Consider the following 20,112-nt stretch of genomic DNA (forward strand, 5'->3'; position numbering starts at 1 on the left):
TTGTGCCTTACTACCACCATTCTTCACAAAGTTGACAACTCGTTCCCGTAAATCTATGCTGTAAGCCATAATCCAAAAAGTTAATTCTTCCCCCTATTCTACTGCTGGTTCTTATTTGTAACTACTATAGTTCTAAGAAAAGCCGTCCTTCTAGGACGGGGCTTTAAACCCAATTTTTTCGGTAAGCAAGCTGAAACCCGTATTTGTATTGTCTCTTCAATGAGCGGAATAAGATCGTTTGTATCAGGTTCAGTCCATAATTCTGCAAAAGGTGCAATAAGTAGATTTGCCAATGCAATTTCTTTAGAACTTGCTCCTGAAAAAATCTATGTATCAAATATCCGCCCTGGTGGGTGTGATACGGGTTTATATGATGAGAATATAGTAAAGAGTCGGATCGCTAAAATAAGAGAGTCGTTTGGTTTTGGGAGCGATCCTGATGATATTCGTTTAATGCCTCCTTCTAGTGTTGGAAAAGCAATCGTCAATATTTTGTCTTCAGATGGGCATATCACTTCCGTCAATATTGTAGCTCGTGGACAAATGCCACATGAGGGATCATAACGGTACTTAGACATTTTTTAGTCAACGCCATCATCATTTGGCAAGGACTTCAAATCGCCATCTCTTCGTTTCTAATTAGACCTCTCCCGAAATTGGCGCAATGATAGAGGAGGTGTCAGGAAATGCCAACTGAAGTGATAAAGTTCCGATTTTGGTTTTGGATATAGAATTTATCTATTTTCAGCAAGTTTAGATGCCTTTTTAGCATCAAAATCCAGCGAAATTTCAGTAAAAGTTCCGACACCGTTAGAAAGAGGAACTGTGTTACAGTGGTTTTCATTTGGATAGACCACAGTAAGGACGTTCCATGGAAGGTCCCTACAAGGTTTTGCTTGTGAAGATGTGGTTCATCAATTTGAAAAGTGCTGTAAGTTTTGATACTGATTCTGTTCAGGAATCTAGAAGCTATTCAACTTCAAAACCTGATTGATTTTTGATTAATAAATTTGATAGGTATTCTGCTGACATTGAAATACCAATATCTGATAAAAATTCTCGAAGTTTACCTTAGGTCATGTTTCCTCCATCGTACAGGCTCATAACCAATGGTTTTATTCCTGGACAAAATTATCCTTTATGTGTCAGAATTATTATATATTTATGTTATGAATATATGCAAAAAATATTTCATTATCTGACAGATGAAAGAATTTTATACCTGGAAAAAATACCGCTGTGCTTACGAATTTTATCCTCAGAAAGAAGGAAACTGTTCTACTATACCTTTACTATTACTGCATCCTATTGGAGTAGGTTTATCTAAAAATTTCTGGCATCGATTTTGTTCTTTATGGCAGGAGCAAAGTTTACTAAATCCTATCTATAGTCCAGATTTATTAGGGTGTGGTGAAAGTGATATGCCATCTGTGGCTTACTATCCTATGGACTGGGCTGAACAATTACAATATTTTTTAGAGAAGGTTGTACAAAGACCAGTAATTTTAGTTGTACAAGGTGCTTTGTTTCCTGTGGCTGTATCTCTGGTCAAACTACAGCAAGAATCAAGTTTAATTGATGGTTTAATATTATCGGGTCCGCCTCAGTTGGAATTGATGACAAAAGCTGATTCATTTGTGAGTCAAAAATTAAGATGGAATCTTTTTTATTCACCTATTGGTAAAGTTTTTTATCGCTATGCACGCAGTCGAAAATTTTTAGATTCTTTTTCAAAAAAGCAATAAAAGTCTCCAACATCTCACAACTAAAATCATATTGCTATAGTTTGATAATTTAATCAAATTAATCGCCAAATTTATCAAATGCAAAATAGGTAGAAATAAAATGGATAAAGTCGCTAATTGTATTGATGATCGGGAGAAAAATACTACTATTTTAATTGTGGATGATAATCCAATTGATTTTAAATTAGCAATTACTGTTCTGGAGAGCTATAACTTTAAGGTATTAGTATCTGTTGATGGTGAAAATTGTTTGAAACAAGCAAGAGAAAGTAGTCCAGATATTATTTTGTTAGATGTTTTAATGCCTATAATTGATGGCTTTGACATCTGTAAACGCTTAAAAGAAAGTGTAGAAACTAGAGATATTCCTGTGATATTCATGACTGCTTTATCAGATATAGAAGATAAAATTAAAGGGTTTGAGTTAGGAGCTGTAGATTATGTTACTAAGCCAATCATAATAGATGAGGTTTTAGCAATAGTAAAAGTACATATACAACTGCGACAACTAACTGAAAAATTAAAGAATAAAAATTTACTGCTGGTAGAATAAATTAGACAAAGAAGAGCAGCAGAAGCAAAACTTCAAGAAACATTGCGACAGTTACAAACAGCTCAAAAACACATTATTGCTAAAGAAAAACTTGCGTACTTAGGTACTTTAACTTCAGGTATTGCTCACGAACTTTGTAATCCTCTTAATTTTATGCAAAATTTTGCTCAACTTTCCACAGATTTAGTTGAGGAACTCATGGAGGAATTGACTTTAGGAAGTAATAAAATTGAAGCTGAAAAATTAGAATAATTTCAAGAAATTATTAATGATATTAAACAAAATTAATATAGTATTTACCAACACGGTAAAAGGGCAGAAAAAATTATTAAAGGTATGGTAAGACATGCACAGATTGACCACAATAATTTACAATCTAGCAATATTCATCAGATGCTAAATGAGTCATTAAAATTGTCTTGTCATAATCTGTGGGAAAAACAGAAGATTCCGATGACAATTAAGACTAATTATGATGAGTCAATTAGTAAAATAAATTTGTCATTTTCTGATATATTTCAAGCTTTTATGAATATCATTGATAATTCTTGCTATGCTCTCAAAACTAAGTTAGAACAACAGGAAGCTGCTAATGAAGATTTTAATCCTACCTTACCTGTACAAACCTATAATTTAGGAGAAAAAATAGAAGTCCATATCTATGACAATGGTATAGGAATAAACTCAACAATTAAAGATAAAATTTTTGACCATTTTTTCACTACTAAACCTCCTGGAGAAGGAGTGGGTTTGGGTTGATCTCTCGTTCATCAAATTATTGTTGGAGAACATTATGGCAGTATTAAAGTGGAAACTCAAGGGGAAAAATATACTGAATTTATTATTGAAATTCCTATGGCTAATTCTACAAATTTTCTACCAGAGCGAGATGAAAGTTAAGTATGTCTGAAAATTCATTTGAAAAAGATAGTTTAGGTTGGCAATTCCAAAAGTTACAACAAAAATTTGCCGAATGGTGGGAAGTTCAAACTTCTCAAACAGCAGCTAAATTACCAGGGGTAGATTTGCCTTCTTGGTGGGATAATCCCATAATATTAATGATTGCTAAAGCGATGGCTTGGCTATTTTTTGCTTTTCTGTTGAGCTGGGTAGCTATACAAATAATTAGACTGTTAAATTCTTATATTTATGGTATCCGTAATAAAATCAACTTAACAACAGAAATTAGAGCAGAATCTCAACTAGAATTATCAGTAACAGCTTGGTTAGATAAGTCACAAAAATGCCAAGAAATAGGCAATTATCGAGAAGCTTGTCGTTGTTTATATATGGCAATGTTACAAGGATTAAATGACCGGGGTATTATTTCCGATCTACCTAGTCGCACTGATGGAGAATATTTAGAATTAATTCAGCAGTTATCTCTACCTAAACCATATCAAAAATTATTCATTACTCATCAGCAGTTATTATTTGGTAACTTAGAAGTTTCTGCTGCTGTATTTGCAGAATGCCAGGAAGCTTATCAACAAATCAGAGATGAAAAAAACTAATAAATTTTGGGTATTTGGAGCGATAACTCTAATTTCAATTATGATAATGACTGTTTTTTTTGCCCCAGTAAATAATCAATTAAATAGCGGTTCTACTTATAGTCGTGCCCCAGATGGATATGGTGCTTGGTACAAGTTTATGTTAGAAAAAGGCGCGGATATTCAACGCTGGGAAAAACCATTTATAGATTTAGAAAATACTCAAGATATCAACTCATCAGTTACTCTATTACAGGTTAATAGTCAACTAGAAAATCGAGTAATTAATGCTCAGATAAAAAATTGGGTAAAATCTGGGAATATTTTGGTAATTTTAGGCATTAAAAAACAGGTAACAAAGGCATATTTTACTACTATCCATGATACGGAAGTAGGAAAAGTTGAAATAGAAACAAGTCGCAGGGCAATAAAAATTGAGCAACAAAAAGAAGAGAATTTATTAGGCGATCGCTACGGTGCTATAGTTTGGCAAAAACAGTTTGGTAAAGGAAAAATTATCTTAGCTACTACTCAATATTTAGCTGCGAATGCTTATCAAGATATACCTGGAAATTATGAATTTTTAGCTCAACTTGTTACTCAAGGTCAACAACGAATTTTAGTAGATGAATATATTCATGGTTATAAAGACCAAGAAGTAATTAAGGAGGAGTTGGGAGAAAGTTTAGTGAATTATTTGGTTGAAACCCCTTTATTTCCAATTTTTATTCAGGGTTTAATTATTTTAGTTATCCTAATTTTTGCTCAAAATCGTCGTTTTGCTAAACCGATAAAATTATCAGCACCAATAATTGATAATAGTCAAGCTTATATTCAAGCTTTAGCAGGAGTCTTACAAAAAGCAGAAAGTCGGGAATTTATTTTAGAAACTACAGGGAAAGAGCAAAAAATTCAACTGCAAAAGAAATTAGGACTAGGAGAAAATATAGTTGAAGATAAATCTTTGATAGATGCTTGGATACAGCAAACTGGAGAGCGATCAATAGAATTAGAAAAAGTCCTAAAAATTCAATCTCAAAAACGAAAAATTACTGAATCAGAGTTATTAAATTGGTTAGATAAGTGGGAGAAAATATTTCAAGTTGAAAACAAAGCAAAAAGGAATTTTTGACCGATTTTTTTTGGTCTCAAGCATTCTCTTTTAATGGTATAAAAAGCGGTCGATCTTCTGTTGATGGTTAATGGGAGTAGGGATTGATATCAAATCCAGTAGTATCAGTGTAATTAGGTGGGGAGGTGGGGAGATGGGGAGATGGGGGGATGGGGAGATCGAGAAATATTTGGTAATGGTTGAAGATGGAACATTTTTTTATACCGAATTAAACGGATTTGATATCATTAATTGATAATGGATAATTACCTCTGGTTAAAACTGAGAGGATTGAACCTAGTGCGGAAATCTTATTTATTTTTATCCTTAAAAGGAGAGACTTTCAACCTAAAGTGCGATTCATTATCAATTATCAATTATCCATTGCTAAATGGTAATTTACCCCTACAAATTATTGATACAAAAATTTATTTATATAGCAACAGTATTGATAATTAGAACTGATGAAATAACTGTTTGTGTAGCACTCCGCAGCAGAAACAACGAAAGATAAACCATAAAACTTCTTCCTTGTTCCTTCTACGATAAGATTACTTTTGGCAAATGGTTTAAAATCAGATAAATACGGAAGATAAATAATAAAACTTCTTTCCTCTTCCAGCTTCGGTTATTCCTTGTTCCTTTTGCGATAAGATTACTTTTAGCAAATGGTTTAAAATCAGATAAATACGGAAGATAAATAATAAAACTTCTTCCTTCTTTCTTCTACAATAAGATCACTTTTAGCAAATGGTTTAAAATCAGATAAATACGGAAGATAAATAATAAAACTTCTTCCTTCTTTCTTCTTCCTTCTTTCTTCTGCAATAAGATTACTTTTGGCAAATGGTTTAAAATCAGATAAATACAGAAGATAAATAATAAAACTTCTTTCTTCTGCAATAAGATTACTTTTGGCAAATGGTTTAAAATCAGATAAATAATAAAACTTATTTCTTATTTCTTATTTCTTCTTGCTTCTTCCTTCTTACTTATTCCTTCTGCAATAACATTACTTTTGGCAAATGGTATAATATCAGATTAATTTGGAACGACCTATCATTATATATATACTAATAACTGAATTAATATGAAACAAACTAACTCAATATTTACTCAACTATATCAGACTCTCAATCAAATAATTGTCGGTCAAAATATACCTATTCAACAATTATTAATCGCCCTGTTGACTGGAGGTCATGTAATAATTGAAGGAGTTCCAGGCACAGGAAAAACTCTCACAGTCAAAGTATTAGCTAGATTAATTCAAGCCGAATTTAGCAGAGTTCAACTAACACCAGATATTCTACCATCAGATATCTTAGGAACTAATGTATTTGACCTCAATAGTCGCAACTTTACCCTAAAAAAAGGTCCAATTTTTACAGAAATATTATTAGCAGATGAAATTAATCGTACTCCACCAAAAACCCAAGCAGCTTTACTCGAAGCTATGGCAGAACAACAGGTAACATTAGATGGAGAAACTTTGCCATTACCAAATTTATTTTGGGTAATTGCTACTCAAAATTCCCTAGAATTTGAAGGTACATATCCATTACCAGAAGCACAATTAGATAGATTTTTATTCAAGATTATTATTGATTATCCAGACATAGCAGCAGAAAAACAAATGTTGCTCAATGTTCAACAAGGTTTTGCTGCAAAAAGTATTCAATTAAATCAAATTAAACCTATAGCAACGGTCGAACAAATAATTCTTACTCGTCAAGAAATAGAAGCAATTAACGTTCAAGAAAAAATATTAGATTATTTATTAGGGTTAGTTCAGCAAACCAGAAAACATCCGGATATAGCTTTAGGTGCTTCTCCACGAGCGACAGTAGCATGGTTACAAACCAGTAAAACACAAGCTTGGTTAAATAATAGAAATTATGTAACTCCAGATGATATTAAAACAGTGGCATTACCTCTATTACGTCATCGGTTAATTTTGAAACCTGAAGCGCAGTTAGATGGAATAATAATTGATAGTATAATTAATTCTATATTGAAACAAGTTTCAGTACCAAGGTAATAAGTAAGGAAGAGGGAAAAAGGAAGAGGGAAGAAGGAGTAAATTTTGAAAAAAAAGGGGAAAATGATAGAGATAGCTGTCTAATAATGAATTAGAGCAGCTCTTTTTTAGCATTCTTTTTTATATCATGTCCGGTTGAAAAGTTATAAATAAATGACAAAGGAGTCAGGAGTCAGGAGGGGAAAAAGAAGAAGAAAGAGAAAGTTTTTTGTTTGCTGGCGCACAACTGCGTTAACGTGTAAGCGGAACGGAGTTCTATCGCGCTCTTATCCGGACATGATATTACCCTTGGTATTAGAAGCTTAGAAGTGATAATTTTAAATTAAGTTGATTGGCGATCGCCATGAATTTCAAAGTTATATTTCAATATTAATTAAACCGAATAATTAAGACCAAAAATATCTCCCTAGCTACACCATAGGATGTTGTCCTACAAACATAATTTTCCCTTTGATTCAATCCTCTAATTATTAATTATTGAACAAAAAAAATATACTATCAGAGTTTTGATCTTCCATCGAAAAAACTGATAATTAAAATTTTAATCTTAAGATATAGCAGTCGAAGGAAAGCTTAAGACAGATTGCCAGCTTAAAACTCAGATAATGTAATATTTTTTCTTCTTCCCTCTTTCTTCTCTTTCTTCTACTATATTGACTAATGATTTATAGCTCAAAACTTACCATTTACCAATTATTAATAATAAAAAAATATTACTTTTTTCCGGAACTATACCCAATACTCTTGTTCCACTATATATGTATCCAATTCAATTAGTAAAGCAGTGTAGGAATTAATAATTTTGATGGAAAACCAAACTTCTATCAACTTGTCCTACATTGTGTTACAATTCATTCAAAATTTATTGATATTTGATATTATTGTATATTAAAATACGAAAGGGTGGAAAAAAGAGTGATTGTAAAAAATAACTATAACTATAATTATAAATCTCGTCAATCAGGAATACTTCAATTTATTATATTTAGCATAATCGCGCTCATCCTCAGTAGCTTAATGATATTTACTCCAGGAGCAGCATTAGTAGAATTTAAAAATTCTACAGCTCCAGTAGTTTTAGATGGGCGACCAATACTCAAGATTAGCAGTGCAGGGGAATATACTGCCCAGAAAAGAGCCGAATTAATTGAACAAAAGTTATCAACTGTAGTTTCATCATCAAAACCTATACATTTAAAAGTTAAAACAGATGAAAAACTACCAACAATTTGGTTAAACGATGCCTATCTATTAACTGTTACTCAAAAAGATGTTTTTCCAGGAAGTAATCTCAAAGAGCAAACAGACATTTGGGCAGAAAAAATTGAGGAGTCAGTAAAAATCGCTCAAAAAGAACGCTCTTTAAAATTTATGGGAAACACATTAATTAAAGTAGGATTAATTATTAATGGAGCTATAGCAATAAACTGGCTATTAAAGTTAGTATGGCGAAAATATTTATATCAAGTTATATTGTTTTTTTTGGGAAATCATGGCATTGCTCATCCTGAAGAGAGCAAAAGTTTATCTATATTAATTAGTTTAAGTTTGCTAGTTACGAGAATAGCTTTATGGATAGGAACAATTCTGTATATTACTAATAAATTTCCCCTAACTCGACAGTTTAGTTATCAGTTTACCGATACCTTAATTTCCACCTTTACTTCTCCGGTAATTCATTTGGGAAATCAAACATATTCTGTACCCGATCTATTAATTTTAGTAGGTTTAGTCTGGGCATTAATAATTGGTGTTGGTGGAATAACTAATATTTTAAAATCGCGCATTTTACGAGTAACCGGAATTAACCGAGGCGCTCAAGAAGCGATCGCTACTATCACCAAATATAGTTTAATTACTATTGGTGTAATGATATTATTACAAGTATGGGGTTTAGACTTGAGTTCTATTACCTTGTTAGCAAGTGCGTTTGGTGTTGGTATTGGTTTAGGTTTCCAGGATATTGCTAAAAATTTTGGCAGTGGTTTGGTATTATTGTTTGAGCGACCGATACAGGTGGGCGACTTTGTAGAAATTGGAGAATATCAAGGAACTGTTGAACGCATTGGCGCCCGCAGTACAATGATTAAAACTTTCGATCATGTGTCTATTATTGTACCTAACTCCCGGTTTTTGGAGGCGGAGCTAATAAATTGGGATCATGACCACCCAGTTTCGGCGTTGCGGTTACCAGTAGGAGTTGCTTACGGATCTAATGTAGAGGGGGTACGTCAAGCTTTATTAGATGCAGCAGCAGCAGTTTACCCCGATGTATTATCGATACCGGAACCCCAGGTATTGTTTATTGAGTTTGGAGATAGTTCTCTAAATTTCGAGTTGCGAGTATGGACAGCGGAACCGAGCAAACAGGAAATTATTAGGAGTGATTTGTATTTTAAGATTGAGGCAACATTGCGGGAGCGTCAAATAGAGATTCCGTTTCCGCAACAGGATTTGCATTTGCGGTCTGGGAATTTACCAATTGATTTATCCCCACGAATGGAAGCGATGTTGATGCAGTTTTTCCAGCAGGAAAGCAATGGGAAAAAAGTTAATTTGACTGGTAAGGAGCAGCGGAATTAATATAGCGCGTAGCGCTAGGCAACAGGCAACAGGCAACAGTAAATATTTCCCTGAATAACTAACAATTAATAATTTACCTAACACCTACCACCTATAACTGATTAAATATTACTAACACTACATGAGCTATTCCATGAGCTAGTATTGCAGACTCTAAACCTTTTTGCCAATACAGATATCCGAGAATTAAACCAAATAATGAATTAATCGTAATAATATAGGAAATAAATATCGCATTTACCTGAGTTTGAAATCAAAAAGCTATTGGTAAATGTCCGACCCCAAATAATAAAGATGACAACAAAATTGCCATAACAAAGTATCGCCCTTGGGGTTTACCTTTTCCTCTTTGAAAAATTTTCCATCCTATCCAAACTAGGAGTGTCATTAACCCCCATCTAATTAATAATTTTTCGGTAATACCTCCAAATAAAATGCGAGTTATAAATGGTAAATTGTTGGATATTTCCGAACTTTTAGTTACAAAGTCTGAAGGTAAAAACGGTTGCCATAATAAAGCAATGAAGACTAAAGATAAATCTCCGATGAAACCTCCAATCATACCTGGTAATATTTGCGGTTTAATTACTGGCATAAGTGGATTTTTCTTAGCGATCGCTTCTGCTAAAGGTGCTGATAATTTAACTTTTTCAGCTAAAGCAACTTTAATAATTACTGCTATAGATAACAACACAGTTTGCTGGAATAAAGTAAACAGTTTAATTATCCATGAAGGAGGTAATTTATTATCTTCTGGTAGAGGTATATCGAGCAACAATAAAGATAACATTCCGATCATACCTATTACCCACAAAACCCAAAATAATTTATTTTTGTAGCTCATAAATCTGTGATTTTTGATGAGTCTAATATTATCTTTTTTCTGATGAGTTTAATACCTCACTGTCTACAGAGTGAATTGGTTGAACTTTGTAGAGGTGGAGCAACTTTTTTCAGTATCCCCATAAACTTTTTACAACTTCAGTCCTTCCTTCTTCAATCAATTCCATTTAACTATATTAAATTCAGTTATAACTATATTCGATAATTAATAATTAATACCAAATTCATTTCTAACTTGCATAGAATAATATTTTAATCGGAGTTGACTGTAGCTCTAGATAGAAAAGTTAATAAGTTTCATAATTCTATGTAATCTCAGATAAAATTGCTATGAGACCTACGACCTAAAACCTAACACCTAATCCTGTGCAGCCTCAAATAAAATTAGTATAACAATTAATAATTACCTCTCCTGAAAATTATAGGATTGGCGAAAAGAATTTTTTGTCTTTCTTTATTCTTCAAAGAAGAGGATTTAAACCTTAATTATTCGGTAATTATCTTTTTCTTTATCATTTTCTTTGTGGGTTTAATACCCCACCGTCAACGGGGGTGTTCAAAATTACTTGGGGGAGCGTAGACGCGGAGCGGCCCTTCGTTGACTATCCCCATGTAATTTTCCTCCTGTCTCCTGTCTCCTGTCTCCTGTCTCCTTCCTCAAGGGTTTAATACCCCACCGTCTACAATTGTCTGGGGATAGTCAACGACCTGCCACCTCCTGTCTACAAACCCCATCCACTTTTTTCTTATTCCTTCTTCAAAATTATTTTTCAACACAGCCGATAGCTTGATTTTATAACTGATAATTAATACCTATAGCCAATAGTAAACTTGCTAAAACACTACCTACAAAACCTATTCCCAAATTAGTCATATTTGACTGACTAGCTGATGCCATTGCTGTGTTTAAATCTGGTGAAGTTAAACGCTCATAATTTTTCACAGCTACAATTGTTTCTGGTAAAGATGATATTAAACTTCCCAAAAAATAATGCAATCCTGCAAAGATTGAATCACCAAACAATTTAGTCAGTAAATCATCATAAATTTCAGTCCAAGCTATAAATAATGTATTTAAAATATAACATAATAATATCAATAAAGCCGTGCCTACAATAAACTTCCACCAACTTGCTTCATAATCATCTGCATTAATATCTTCAAATAATTCAGGTCTTTTTTGCTTAAACTGTTTTTCATAAAGAAAAAAGACAAATATACCTGCTAAACAAGTTATACCACCAACAATTACCCAAGGTAAAGTTCGGGAATCTATGACTTCTGGCAAAGGTGCAAATTCCGATTCACCAGTAATAAACCAATAAGCTGTAGTAGCAAAGGCAAACATTGATAATGACATGGAAAAATGCCATAAAAATAGCATTTTTTCTTTATTAAGAATTTCGATAAAATTTTTGATATTAGATATTTTTCCTAAAAATACCCATTTACCTATAACAATTATTGGTGCCACAATAAACATTAGATAAATATTGGCAAAATTTGAACCTAGAGGAGTTGCTATACCTCCTAACCTACCGAGACTCAATGATAGCAACATCAAAAATAATTCAGGATTATTTGTACTAGAATTGATTACTATTGTGCGTTGATTTTTACCTAAATATTTTTCAGCTAAACCTGCTGCAGAATTTACCATAGTATCTGTAGCAATAGGGATAAACCAAAAGCAAAAAATTATTGCTGCCAAGGCACTAATTGCCAAAAAAGTGATTTCATTAGTAGAGCGGTGTAATTGTATAATCCAAGTATCCATAGCTTCAGATAAGATTCAATATATAGCAGTCCTCGACAGGGTTATGTAGAAAATATTTTGGAATTAGAAAGTAGGTAACAGTAGTAATAGTTTCAGACTTTATTATCTGTATTTTAGTTTTTTTCCTATGTACTCGCGCTACCTACACAAAATTCAAGAGGAAATTAGCTACAATAAATAAAGACTATCCTGCTGTCATAGTCTTTACTCATTGTAGCTATTCTCAATCAAAATTCCATTCGATTTGTTTTTAATTGTCAACAATAGATAAATTCAATATTTTTTACAGAGATTCAATTGTACTTATTTTAACAATAGCATATTGAATGAAAATGTTCACTTATTACTTTTTCAATTTTCACTATTAAAATCTCACCAATTTTGGGATTATTTTTACAGAATATATAGTTTCCTAATTAATTGTGATAGTTTTATGTGTTCTGGTTATTGATTTTTTATAATTATCTAATCATTAAGGTTTAAAGCCTCTTATTATTTGAATAAATAAATCAAAAAAAATATTCACCAATCTTTTTTTATACAGGTAATTATTAATTATTGAATACCTAAAATCTAATATTTAATCCAAACTAGCTACTCAAATCATGCTTCCATAGTACCGTCCACTGTCTATATTTTTTAATACTAACCAAAATTGTAAATCTTGGTAATACTATAGTCTTATGGACGGCTTAAAATAGAATTATGTAGATATTTAATTAGTCAAAATTCATCTACCTATTAGGCAATCTTGGTACAGTTATTCCTTCTACTCGTTGGCGGTATTCTTCAACACCTGGATTAAAATCTATTGGTAAAACAGCCACAATATTATCGTGAGGGCGAGGAATAATTACCCAAGATTCCAAGGTCGCACCATAAGCTTTTTCAACAGCAGCAATTCCTGCATCCATAGCAGTTTTTACTTCCGAAACATCACCTCGAATTTGAACAGTAAACCGAGCGCTACCAACCCTAATATAACCCACTAAAGTGACTCGACCTGCTTTTACCATTGCATCTGAGGCAGCTAAAATACCTGGAAAACCCTTAGTTTCCAGTGCTCCAACAGCTTGTTGTGCCATTATATTTCTCCTAAATTTAAGTTAAGAATTAATCTCTGCAATTAATTGTAAAAATTTTAGATGTCTATCATAACTAAACTATATATTCAGCCAAATTATCAATAATATTAATTTGAGCTATCAATAAGTTTAGGACAATATTCATCTAAATTGTTCACTAATTTCTGTATAACTTAGTGGTAATACAGATTCTACATTCTCCGGGGGATTAGGAACAATATAGTGACTGTCCACAATACCACCATAGACTTTTTCTGCTGCTTCAATGCCAGCTTGGACTGAAGGATAAACTTCAGAAGTTGGTCCCCGAACTACCACGACAAAGTGGCCTCTTTCAGCTATACCGTAGTAAACTAAGGTAACTCGCGCAGCTTTGACCATAGCATCTGCAGCAGCTAATATACTGGGAAAACCAATAGTTTCTATGAGACCTACTGCTTCTGGCATAGAAATACTCCTGTACTCTGCAAAAATAAATCAATATAATTGTAATCCTAATAGCTGATGCTGTATATATAAATTGATAAAAAACCAATCAGTTATACCATTTTGATAAATATTTGCTACAAATAACTATTCTCTTTATTAGGAGTCAGGAGTCAGGAGTCAGGAGTCAGAATGAATTGCTTCAATACCAGTTTTTAGGTCATAAATTCTCTTTTTTTATCAAAAGGACATTTCCTGTAAATTATTTTAATCGTACTTATTATTCGTAACATTCTTTTTTTTAATTGGTCTTATACTGAACTATAAGCATTTTTCTCTATATTCGATTTCTTTGAAATTTTCCTAAAAAATGTAGAATATAGTGTCATTTCAGTTATCAGTTATAGCAATTCTCATATTGGTGAGGTACAAAATTCGTAATTTTTAGGAAGTAGTAATTCGAGAAACAGGGGATATAAAAAAAGAAAAACAACTGTATCTCACTAATTTGAGAAACGCTATATCAGTTATCAGTACCTCTACAATAAGGAGGCTTGAAATCTGGAATATTCTCTTTTTTTATCCCCTTAAAAGGGGAAGCTATTGAACAGAATTATTTGCTCACTAACTTAATCTAAATTTTTCAGATATTATTGCATTTAATGTTATTGTAATTTAATTGATTTATGCACAATATAATCAAGTATCAATTCATCAAAAATTTTCAGAATAATATGAGAGCGATCGCGAGTAAAAACCATCGCAAAATTAATTCGACAGTCAAATTTATTCTGGTTGCTCTATTAACTTTTGGCATAACAATTACTTGGTCATCTGTAGCTTGGGCACAAATACCATTCCTGCCAAATATACAACAAACGGATAATCAAGGACCAATTTTTGATTGGTTTAATCGACCATATCAATGTGGTAATTTAATGTGTAGTAAAGTCTGGTTTAATGGCAGACCTTTAATTACTGTCGCTGCACCATCAGCTAATACAAAAGATAATCAAAGTGCTATCTCTTCAATGTTGCGGTTTCACACAGAATATGTTAAGATGTCAACGTAGAATTAGCAAGCAGTAAATGGTTGAAAAGGCTTACAAGTTTAGGTTCTATCCTACTCCAGAACAGGAAAACCTGTTGAGGAGGACTTTAGGCTGTGTTCGACTGATCTACAACAAAGCTTTAGCTGCTAGAACTCAAGCTTGGTATGAAAACAAAGAGCGAGTAGGTTATAAGCAAACTTCTGCTATGCTGACTCACTGGAAAAAACAGGAAGATTTAGATTTCCTTACTGAAGTTAGCAGTGTTCCATTACAGCAAGGTTTAAGACATCTACAAACAGCGTTTACCAACTTCTTTAGTGGACTTGCCAAATATCCCAACTTTAAGAAAAAGCGTAATGGTGGTAGTGCAGAATTTACAAAGTCCGCATTTAAGTGGAAAGATGGTCAAGTATATTTAGCTAAATGTAGTGAACCATTACCTATCAGATGGAGTAGGCAAATACCCCAAAACTGTGTACCAAGTACAATTACCGTAAAACTTGAACCCTCTGGTAGATGGTTAGTGTCCCTTAGAGTCAATGACCCTAGAGATTTAAAGCTGAACCAAGTAACTAAACAAATAGGTATTGATTTAGGAATTACCAGCTTACTGACTACCAGTGATGGAAAAAAAGTTACTAACCCTAAAAATATAAACAAATTACACAAGAAACTGAGGTTAGGTCAGAAATCTCTATCTAGGAAAACCTTTGGGTCAAATAACTATCAAAAAGCTAGGCTTAAAGTAGCTAGAATACACGCAAAAATTAAAGATTCAAGACTAGACTATACCCATAAGCTAACGACTCAGCTAATCAAAGAAAACCAATTGATTGTAGTTGAAGATTTAGGGGTAAAAAACATGGTTAAAAACCACAAATTAGCAAGAGCAATAAGTGATGCCAACTGGGGAGAATTAGTCAGGCAATTAGAATACAAAGCAGAATGGTACGGTCGCCAATTAATTAAAATTGACAGATATTTCCCTAGTTCTAAGCGCTGCTCTAATTGTGGTCATGTCGTGGAGAAATTACCTCTAAATATTAGAGAGTGGGAATGCCCAGAATGTTGTAGTCACCATGATCGTGACATCAATGCTGCAATAAATATTTTGGCTGCGGGACTCGCAGTGTCAGTCTGTGGAGCGCGCTTTTAGACCATCTGGGAGTAAATCCCGGAAGGCGGGTGCTAAGAAACAGAAAGCCCCTAACAGTGATGCCAGGGAATCCCGCGCTGTCTCCTAAGAGCAGCGTCGGGAGGATGTCAAGGACGGATCAATATGCTGTTGGAGATGTAGTTCAAATAGTTGATGTGGCAGGTTTTGTAGAACATATAAATCTTTATCTAACTCAACTGAGGGGAGCAGAAGGACGACTAATTACTATTCCTAATGGTAGTTTTGAGGTGGTGCAAAACTTGACAAAAGATTGGTCTCGGGTAGACTTTCGAGTTGAAATTGCCTACAGTGCAGATGCTAGAAAAGCACTAAATATGATGGCAGAAGTGTCAGAGCAAATGCGAAACGAATCTGAATGGCAAGATAAAATTCTCGAACCTGCAATAATTCTCGGAGTTGATAATATCTCGCACACAGGCATTTTAATTCAAATTTGGATTAAGACTGCACCAATACAACAGTTTGCTGTGGGACGTGAATTCCGCCTCAGAGTTAAACAAGCATTTGACCAAGAAGGTATTGCTATTGGTGTACCACAACAGTCTCTAACTTTTCAAAATTATCCTAATAATGCTAATGGCGATCGCAACAAAGGAGACTATTCATATCTTTCCGCTCTAGGAGGTGGGGAGTAGGGGAGTGGGGGAGTGGGGGAGTAGGGGAATGGGGAGAAATAATTGATATCAAATCCGCTCTGGTTCGGTATCAATAAATGTTCCAACCGATGCGTCATTGCCAAATCTTTCTCAATATTCCCCCCCTTAAGAAGCAGAGCTAATACCATTCTCAAAAGTCTTGCTACATTTCCTTGAGAGTAGGGAGTAGGCAGTAGGCAGTAGGGTTAAAAGATATAATATATTTTGATTTAATACCTATAATCTTTACAAACATTACTGAAGCATTATGATTACTTAATAACTGAAGTTGCATCGGAAGTATAGCATTATTTTTGGGAATTGGTATAATTCATTGTCGCCAGAGAAAAATATTGAGGAGTACAATGATTCGGTGTAAATTATTTAGTTAAGCTAACTATTTCTATTTCGGGTTAAATAGAAATGAACTTGTTACAAATATTGGTCCAGTTACCAGATTTTCGAGCTGCCAGAGGAAGACGTTATCCATTATGGTTAGTATTACTGTTAGTAATTATGGGTACAATGAGCGGTTGTTTCTCCTATCTTGCTCTAGAAGACTTTGCTCGCCGTCATCATCTGGCCTGACAGCAACAACTAGAGCTATCGCTTTTGAGTTTTCCTTTTACTAGCTTTTTAAGACGATATAAGAGCATAAACATTATTATCAATTAAACTAATGATTACGATAAGCTCTATTAGATTAACTATTTATGTAGCTAAATAATGTTGTAATTATTGGATTTCAAACCTTTGATTCTAAGATTTTTGCAAATTTATTGTGGCGTTATATATATACTTTGACAGGAAAAATAGTTATGTAAATTGCCTAGTTAGCACATATTTTAAATCAACAATATAAGTAGAGAATAAGGTAATTAATATTTAATATATGGTAGAATATATTTATTCAATATATATACTAATTAATGAAGCAAAAAAATACTTTTATATACATTATTGACTAGAGAAAAGACCTTAATTAGGGATAAAACGTCGTTTTACTATCAAAAAGGCACTTAATTGGACATTACATAGCCAAGAAGTTAGGCCAAAAGACTATAATACTTTCTGTGTCAAGGTTACAGGCTATTTGCAGTTAATGTGAGCCGAAAATTCTGTTTGCGAGCTTATTTGCAAATAATCTGAGCTTGTTTGCAGATAATGTGAGCTGTTTGCGCAGCATTCCGTAGGAAAAATTGCCTTGTTTACGAGCCGAAGCGTTTTTGTTTGCAAGCCGTTACAAATAGACTTTTTAATAAGGGCATTATCTCTGGTTAACTAAAATCAATAAAAGTAAGTTTTTTGATAATATTATTTAGAGGCTAACTTGAACTATTGTGTCAACGCAATACACCCCCTTATATTCTCAATAAGCGTTTCCTTTCTGTTGAAGTATTCTTCAGTTCCCGTCCGCAAATCTCTTTCTATATATAGCTTTTAGCTAGCTTGTTACCCCAGGACTAAAGAAGCACATTTATAAACCATAGCAGCACGGCTATCTACCCCAAGCTTGGCAAAAATCCTACGTATGTGGGTTGAGACAGTCCACTCACTGATATGGAGTTTGCCTGCGATTTGTTTATTTACATTCCCGTGAGCAACGAGTTTAACAATCTGGAGTTCACGTTCAGTCAATATATCAGCAATATTTAATTTATTATTTGATTGATAGTCTTTTACTTCAACAATTGCAAAACGTTGTCCATGAGCTTCAAATTGACCAACTTTTACCCCCTGGGAAAATAAAGGCAAACAATTAAACTCAAAATCTGTAAAATTTTCCCTAAAACCTTCAAGAATAATGATAACATAAAGATGTTTTCTAATATGGAAACTACCAACAATATTAGGAGCACTCAAATCATTAATGTTTGAGTGTTGGTGGTAATTTTCAAGATTTTCTTTCATGAATACTCCTTTGTTTTCATCCTATTGAAAAATAACTAGGGTTTGCTGAAAAAGTCTTATGGGTAAGGGTAGGAGACAGGAGGAACGGGGAATTATAGAGGAGGTAGAAGGAAGAATAATCCCTTGATTATTCTGCGCAACAAAACTGCCTAAAATGCTAATTTTTTGAACCATTACGACCATTAAGCTTGGACTTTTTTCAACTAAAAAATGCGCTCAACCTTTATATGTCAATGCTTTTAGATTTAACCAGCAAACCCTAACTAAGATATTGAATGTATTAGAAAATATAAAAGGGAGATAGAGAACAGGGAACAAGGAATTGGGAATAAGGAGGAAGAAATCAAGACAACTATTTGTCACTGAAAAATCTAGAACTATATGTACCTCACATCTCTCTACCTTAAATATAGATAAAAAAGGTATTTTTACCTAGTGCAGCTATGCGGAAGTTAAAAGTCAAAAATCAAAAGTCAAAAGTATTGATTAGTAACACTTTTAAGATTTTGTAACTGGTCAGTTATTTCCCCCATTCTGCACTAGAGTATTTAAAATCAGAGAGCTTTGTCAGAGCAAAAATTACAACTAACTTTTTTGTTTGTTGTGGTACTATTAGTATAAATAATTTTCGTAATGGTCAATAGGTTTTGAAAGATAAATTTACATTTTGACTCGATACCAAAAACCTCTAGCTTTCTTCCAGAAATTAGGAGTTAGTGGGAATTCCTCTATATAGGTTTGCATATTAGAGGATTGAGTCTCCTGAATTTCGGAAGCACCATAAGGTAGGTGAGAAGGGGATGGTACAACCAAGTGTAAAACAACTAGGTTAAGTCCAGCCCAGAGGAATTTGGAAAGTCCAGCTTGGATAATTAAATGTAGAAGTTTTTCTCGTTCTATAGCAGCTATGGAGTCATTAGAATCTATTTGTTGACAGGAGATTCCCCAACTTTCTAATGCACTACAGATATCAGGGGGAAGATTTTTATCCTGTTTTGTTGGTGATTGATAAGTGAGGATAAAAGCGGATTTTAAAGCAGCAGCGAGTGCTACGGTGTCTCGGAAAGCAGAAGTAATGGTAGATTGAGTGACAGAATGTTGCTCTAATTGATTATCAAGGGAATGAGCTAGAGATTCCCAGTGGTAGATGAGTTGTGGATCTACATTACTTGGTAGGAAGGATTCGCTCTTGTTGTCTCCAATCCAAAATAAATTGAGATTTGTTGGAACTGTTGCTATCCGAAGGGATTGCCAATTTTGTAATGTTTGAATTAGTTCTTGTTGATTTGTTGTTGGAACACTCGTTTTTAGTTGTAAAGATTCGGGATGTTGTTTGTAGTAATTAATATTGTCGAGAATCTGCCAGAATTCACGTGCTATCCATAGTTCTAAAAAATTCGCTAAATTTTTAGTGAGTGTTAATCCGTAGGAGGAGAGAGCGAGGTTTGGATCGATTATGCAGGTTGAATGGTGGTGATTTAGGTTTATGGATATGTGAGGTGATAGGGTAGTCATGTCTTTTCCGAGGTTTGTCAGCCTTGAGTTTGTGTAAAAGCAAATATCAACAAGAAATTAATGCCAATCTATGGTTAACTCTAAAATAAACATTTTACATACTTCTATTTGAAGACTTATTACTCCCATTTGTTGTCGAAAAAGGAAAATTGATACACGAGATAC

Annotated in this window: 19 protein-coding genes and 1 pseudogene; 14 read left to right on the forward strand and 6 right to left on the reverse strand. The window is 33.5% G+C overall.

The annotated features are described in order from the left end of the window. The first annotated feature begins 126 nt into the window (after nucleotides 1-126). The 10 genes from F6K18_RS04705 to F6K18_RS04750 all read left to right on the forward strand — a co-directional run bounded on the left by F6K18_RS04705 (nucleotide 127) and on the right by F6K18_RS04750 (nucleotide 9,526). Nucleotides 127-564 carry an SDR family NAD(P)-dependent oxidoreductase gene (locus tag F6K18_RS04705; RefSeq protein WP_287519322.1) on the forward strand — a complete coding sequence of 146 codons (438 nt, stop codon included), beginning with the start codon at nucleotides 127-129 and terminating at the stop codon, nucleotides 562-564. 641 nt (nucleotides 565-1,205) lie between these two features. Beyond that, complete coding sequence (locus F6K18_RS04710; RefSeq protein WP_287519124.1) at nucleotides 1,206-1,745, forward strand: hypothetical protein; 540 nt, start codon at nucleotides 1,206-1,208, stop codon at nucleotides 1,743-1,745. Between the two features lie 100 nt (nucleotides 1,746-1,845). Beyond that, nucleotides 1,846-2,298 carry a response regulator gene (locus tag F6K18_RS04715; protein WP_287519126.1) on the forward strand — a complete coding sequence of 151 codons (453 nt, stop codon included), beginning with the start codon at nucleotides 1,846-1,848 and terminating at the stop codon, nucleotides 2,296-2,298. 42 nt (nucleotides 2,299-2,340) lie between these two features. Then, entirely contained in the window at nucleotides 2,341-2,550 is a 210-nt protein-coding gene (locus F6K18_RS04720; protein ID WP_287519128.1) for a histidine kinase dimerization/phospho-acceptor domain-containing protein, read from the forward strand. An 84-nt stretch (nucleotides 2,551-2,634) separates the two neighbouring features. Continuing rightward, a complete protein-coding gene (locus F6K18_RS04725) occupies nucleotides 2,635-3,057 on the forward strand; it encodes an ATP-binding protein (protein ID WP_287519131.1) in 423 nt (140 codons plus the stop codon). Nucleotides 3,058-3,200: 143 nt separating this feature from the next. Then, on the forward strand, nucleotides 3,201-3,812 hold the full coding sequence (locus F6K18_RS04730; RefSeq protein ID WP_287519133.1) for a DUF4129 domain-containing protein: 612 nt from the start codon (nucleotides 3,201-3,203) through the stop codon (nucleotides 3,810-3,812). Next, a complete protein-coding gene (locus tag F6K18_RS04735; RefSeq protein ID WP_287519135.1) occupies nucleotides 3,799-4,923 on the forward strand; it encodes a DUF4350 domain-containing protein in 1,125 nt (374 codons plus the stop codon). Before F6K18_RS04730 ends, F6K18_RS04735 begins: the two co-directional genes overlap by 14 nt. A 70-nt stretch (nucleotides 4,924-4,993) precedes the next feature. Next, entirely contained in the window at nucleotides 4,994-5,158 is a 165-nt protein-coding gene (locus F6K18_RS04740; protein WP_287519137.1) for a hypothetical protein, read from the forward strand. Between the two features lie 834 nt (nucleotides 5,159-5,992). Next, entirely contained in the window at nucleotides 5,993-6,943 is a 951-nt protein-coding gene (locus F6K18_RS04745; protein WP_287519139.1) for a MoxR family ATPase, read from the forward strand. Nucleotides 6,944-7,960: 1,017 nt separating this feature from the next. Then, nucleotides 7,961-9,526, forward strand: coding sequence for a mechanosensitive ion channel family protein (locus tag F6K18_RS04750; protein WP_287519141.1), 1,566 nt, complete (start codon nucleotides 7,961-7,963; stop codon nucleotides 9,524-9,526). A 253-nt stretch (nucleotides 9,527-9,779) separates the two neighbouring features. Here the strand turns inward: F6K18_RS04750 and F6K18_RS36445 are convergent, their stop codons facing one another. From F6K18_RS36445 to F6K18_RS04770, 4 genes are all read right to left on the reverse strand, one after another. Further along, complete coding sequence (locus F6K18_RS36445; RefSeq protein WP_353735014.1) at nucleotides 9,780-10,370, reverse strand: type II CAAX prenyl endopeptidase Rce1 family protein; 591 nt, start codon at nucleotides 10,368-10,370, stop codon at nucleotides 9,780-9,782. Nucleotides 10,371-11,162: 792 nt separating this feature from the next. Then, nucleotides 11,163-12,146 carry a hypothetical protein gene (locus tag F6K18_RS04760; RefSeq protein ID WP_287519144.1) on the reverse strand — a complete coding sequence of 328 codons (984 nt, stop codon included), beginning with the start codon at nucleotides 12,144-12,146 and terminating at the stop codon, nucleotides 11,163-11,165. A 734-nt stretch (nucleotides 12,147-12,880) separates the two neighbouring features. Continuing rightward, on the reverse strand, nucleotides 12,881-13,231 hold the full coding sequence (locus F6K18_RS04765; protein WP_287519145.1) for a carbon dioxide-concentrating mechanism protein CcmK: 351 nt from the start codon (nucleotides 13,229-13,231) through the stop codon (nucleotides 12,881-12,883). A gap of 141 nt (nucleotides 13,232-13,372) precedes the next feature. Continuing rightward, nucleotides 13,373-13,678 carry a BMC domain-containing protein gene (locus F6K18_RS04770; protein ID WP_124143536.1) on the reverse strand — a complete coding sequence of 102 codons (306 nt, stop codon included), beginning with the start codon at nucleotides 13,676-13,678 and terminating at the stop codon, nucleotides 13,373-13,375. Between the two features lie 665 nt (nucleotides 13,679-14,343). On the opposite strand from F6K18_RS04770, the gene F6K18_RS04775 reads away from it, so the two are divergent. From F6K18_RS04775 to F6K18_RS04790, 4 genes and pseudogenes are all read left to right on the forward strand, one after another. Beyond that, nucleotides 14,344-14,730 carry a hypothetical protein gene (locus tag F6K18_RS04775; protein WP_287519148.1) on the forward strand — a complete coding sequence of 129 codons (387 nt, stop codon included), beginning with the start codon at nucleotides 14,344-14,346 and terminating at the stop codon, nucleotides 14,728-14,730. Between the two features lie 16 nt (nucleotides 14,731-14,746). Continuing rightward, a pseudogene (locus F6K18_RS04780) lies at nucleotides 14,747-15,953 on the forward strand (RNA-guided endonuclease InsQ/TnpB family protein). 16 nt (nucleotides 15,954-15,969) lie between these two features. Beyond that, entirely contained in the window at nucleotides 15,970-16,521 is a 552-nt protein-coding gene (locus tag F6K18_RS04785; protein WP_287519150.1) for a mechanosensitive ion channel family protein, read from the forward strand. Between the two features lie 423 nt (nucleotides 16,522-16,944). After that, a complete protein-coding gene (locus F6K18_RS04790; RefSeq protein WP_287519151.1) occupies nucleotides 16,945-17,109 on the forward strand; it encodes a transposase family protein in 165 nt (54 codons plus the stop codon). Nucleotides 17,110-17,973: 864 nt separating this feature from the next. Here the strand turns inward: F6K18_RS04790 and F6K18_RS04795 are convergent. Both F6K18_RS04795 and F6K18_RS04800 read right to left on the reverse strand, forming a co-directional pair. Continuing rightward, complete coding sequence (locus tag F6K18_RS04795) at nucleotides 17,974-18,432, reverse strand: helix-turn-helix transcriptional regulator (RefSeq protein WP_287519153.1); 459 nt, start codon at nucleotides 18,430-18,432, stop codon at nucleotides 17,974-17,976. Between the two features lie 660 nt (nucleotides 18,433-19,092). Further along, the gene (locus F6K18_RS04800; protein ID WP_287519156.1) at nucleotides 19,093-19,947 is read right to left on the reverse strand and encodes a hypothetical protein; all 855 of its coding nucleotides are present in this window, start codon (nucleotides 19,945-19,947) and stop codon (nucleotides 19,093-19,095) included. Between the last annotated feature and the right edge of the window lie 165 nt (nucleotides 19,948-20,112).

The organism is Okeania sp. SIO2C2, from assembly GCF_010692625.1.
Lineage (GTDB): Bacteria > Cyanobacteriota > Cyanobacteriia > Cyanobacteriales > Microcoleaceae > Okeania > Okeania hirsuta.

What these genes read in the sequence shown, in the direction of transcription:
- F6K18_RS04710 (WP_287519124.1), top strand. Translation starts at nt 1,206, where the DNA reads ATGAAAGAATTTTATACCTGGAAAAAATACCGCTGTGCTTACGAATTT.
- F6K18_RS04715 (WP_287519126.1), top strand. Translation starts at nt 1,846, where the DNA reads ATGGATAAAGTCGCTAATTGTATTGATGATCGGGAGAAAAATACTACT.
- F6K18_RS04725 (WP_287519131.1), top strand. Translation starts at nt 2,635, where the DNA reads ATGGTAAGACATGCACAGATTGACCACAATAATTTACAATCTAGCAAT.
- F6K18_RS04730 (WP_287519133.1), top strand. Translation starts at nt 3,201, where the DNA reads ATGTCTGAAAATTCATTTGAAAAAGATAGTTTAGGTTGGCAATTCCAA.
- F6K18_RS04735 (WP_287519135.1), top strand. Translation starts at nt 3,799, where the DNA reads ATGAAAAAAACTAATAAATTTTGGGTATTTGGAGCGATAACTCTAATT.
- F6K18_RS04740 (WP_287519137.1), top strand. Translation starts at nt 4,994, where the DNA reads ATGGGAGTAGGGATTGATATCAAATCCAGTAGTATCAGTGTAATTAGG.
- F6K18_RS04745 (WP_287519139.1), top strand. Translation starts at nt 5,993, where the DNA reads ATGAAACAAACTAACTCAATATTTACTCAACTATATCAGACTCTCAAT.
- F6K18_RS04750 (WP_287519141.1), top strand. Translation starts at nt 7,961, where the DNA reads ATGATATTTACTCCAGGAGCAGCATTAGTAGAATTTAAAAATTCTACA.
- F6K18_RS36445 (WP_353735014.1), bottom strand. Translation starts at nt 10,370, where the DNA reads ATGAGCTACAAAAATAAATTATTTTGGGTTTTGTGGGTAATAGGTATG.
- F6K18_RS04760 (WP_287519144.1), bottom strand. Translation starts at nt 12,146, where the DNA reads ATGGATACTTGGATTATACAATTACACCGCTCTACTAATGAAATCACT.
- F6K18_RS04765 (WP_287519145.1), bottom strand. Translation starts at nt 13,231, where the DNA reads ATGGCACAACAAGCTGTTGGAGCACTGGAAACTAAGGGTTTTCCAGGT.
- F6K18_RS04770 (WP_124143536.1), bottom strand. Translation starts at nt 13,678, where the DNA reads ATGCCAGAAGCAGTAGGTCTCATAGAAACTATTGGTTTTCCCAGTATA.
- F6K18_RS04775 (WP_287519148.1), top strand. Translation starts at nt 14,344, where the DNA reads ATGCACAATATAATCAAGTATCAATTCATCAAAAATTTTCAGAATAAT.
- F6K18_RS04785 (WP_287519150.1), top strand. Translation starts at nt 15,970, where the DNA reads ATGTCAAGGACGGATCAATATGCTGTTGGAGATGTAGTTCAAATAGTT.
- F6K18_RS04790 (WP_287519151.1), top strand. Translation starts at nt 16,945, where the DNA reads ATGAACTTGTTACAAATATTGGTCCAGTTACCAGATTTTCGAGCTGCC.
- F6K18_RS04795 (WP_287519153.1), bottom strand. Translation starts at nt 18,432, where the DNA reads ATGAAAGAAAATCTTGAAAATTACCACCAACACTCAAACATTAATGAT.
- F6K18_RS04800 (WP_287519156.1), bottom strand. Translation starts at nt 19,947, where the DNA reads ATGACTACCCTATCACCTCACATATCCATAAACCTAAATCACCACCAT.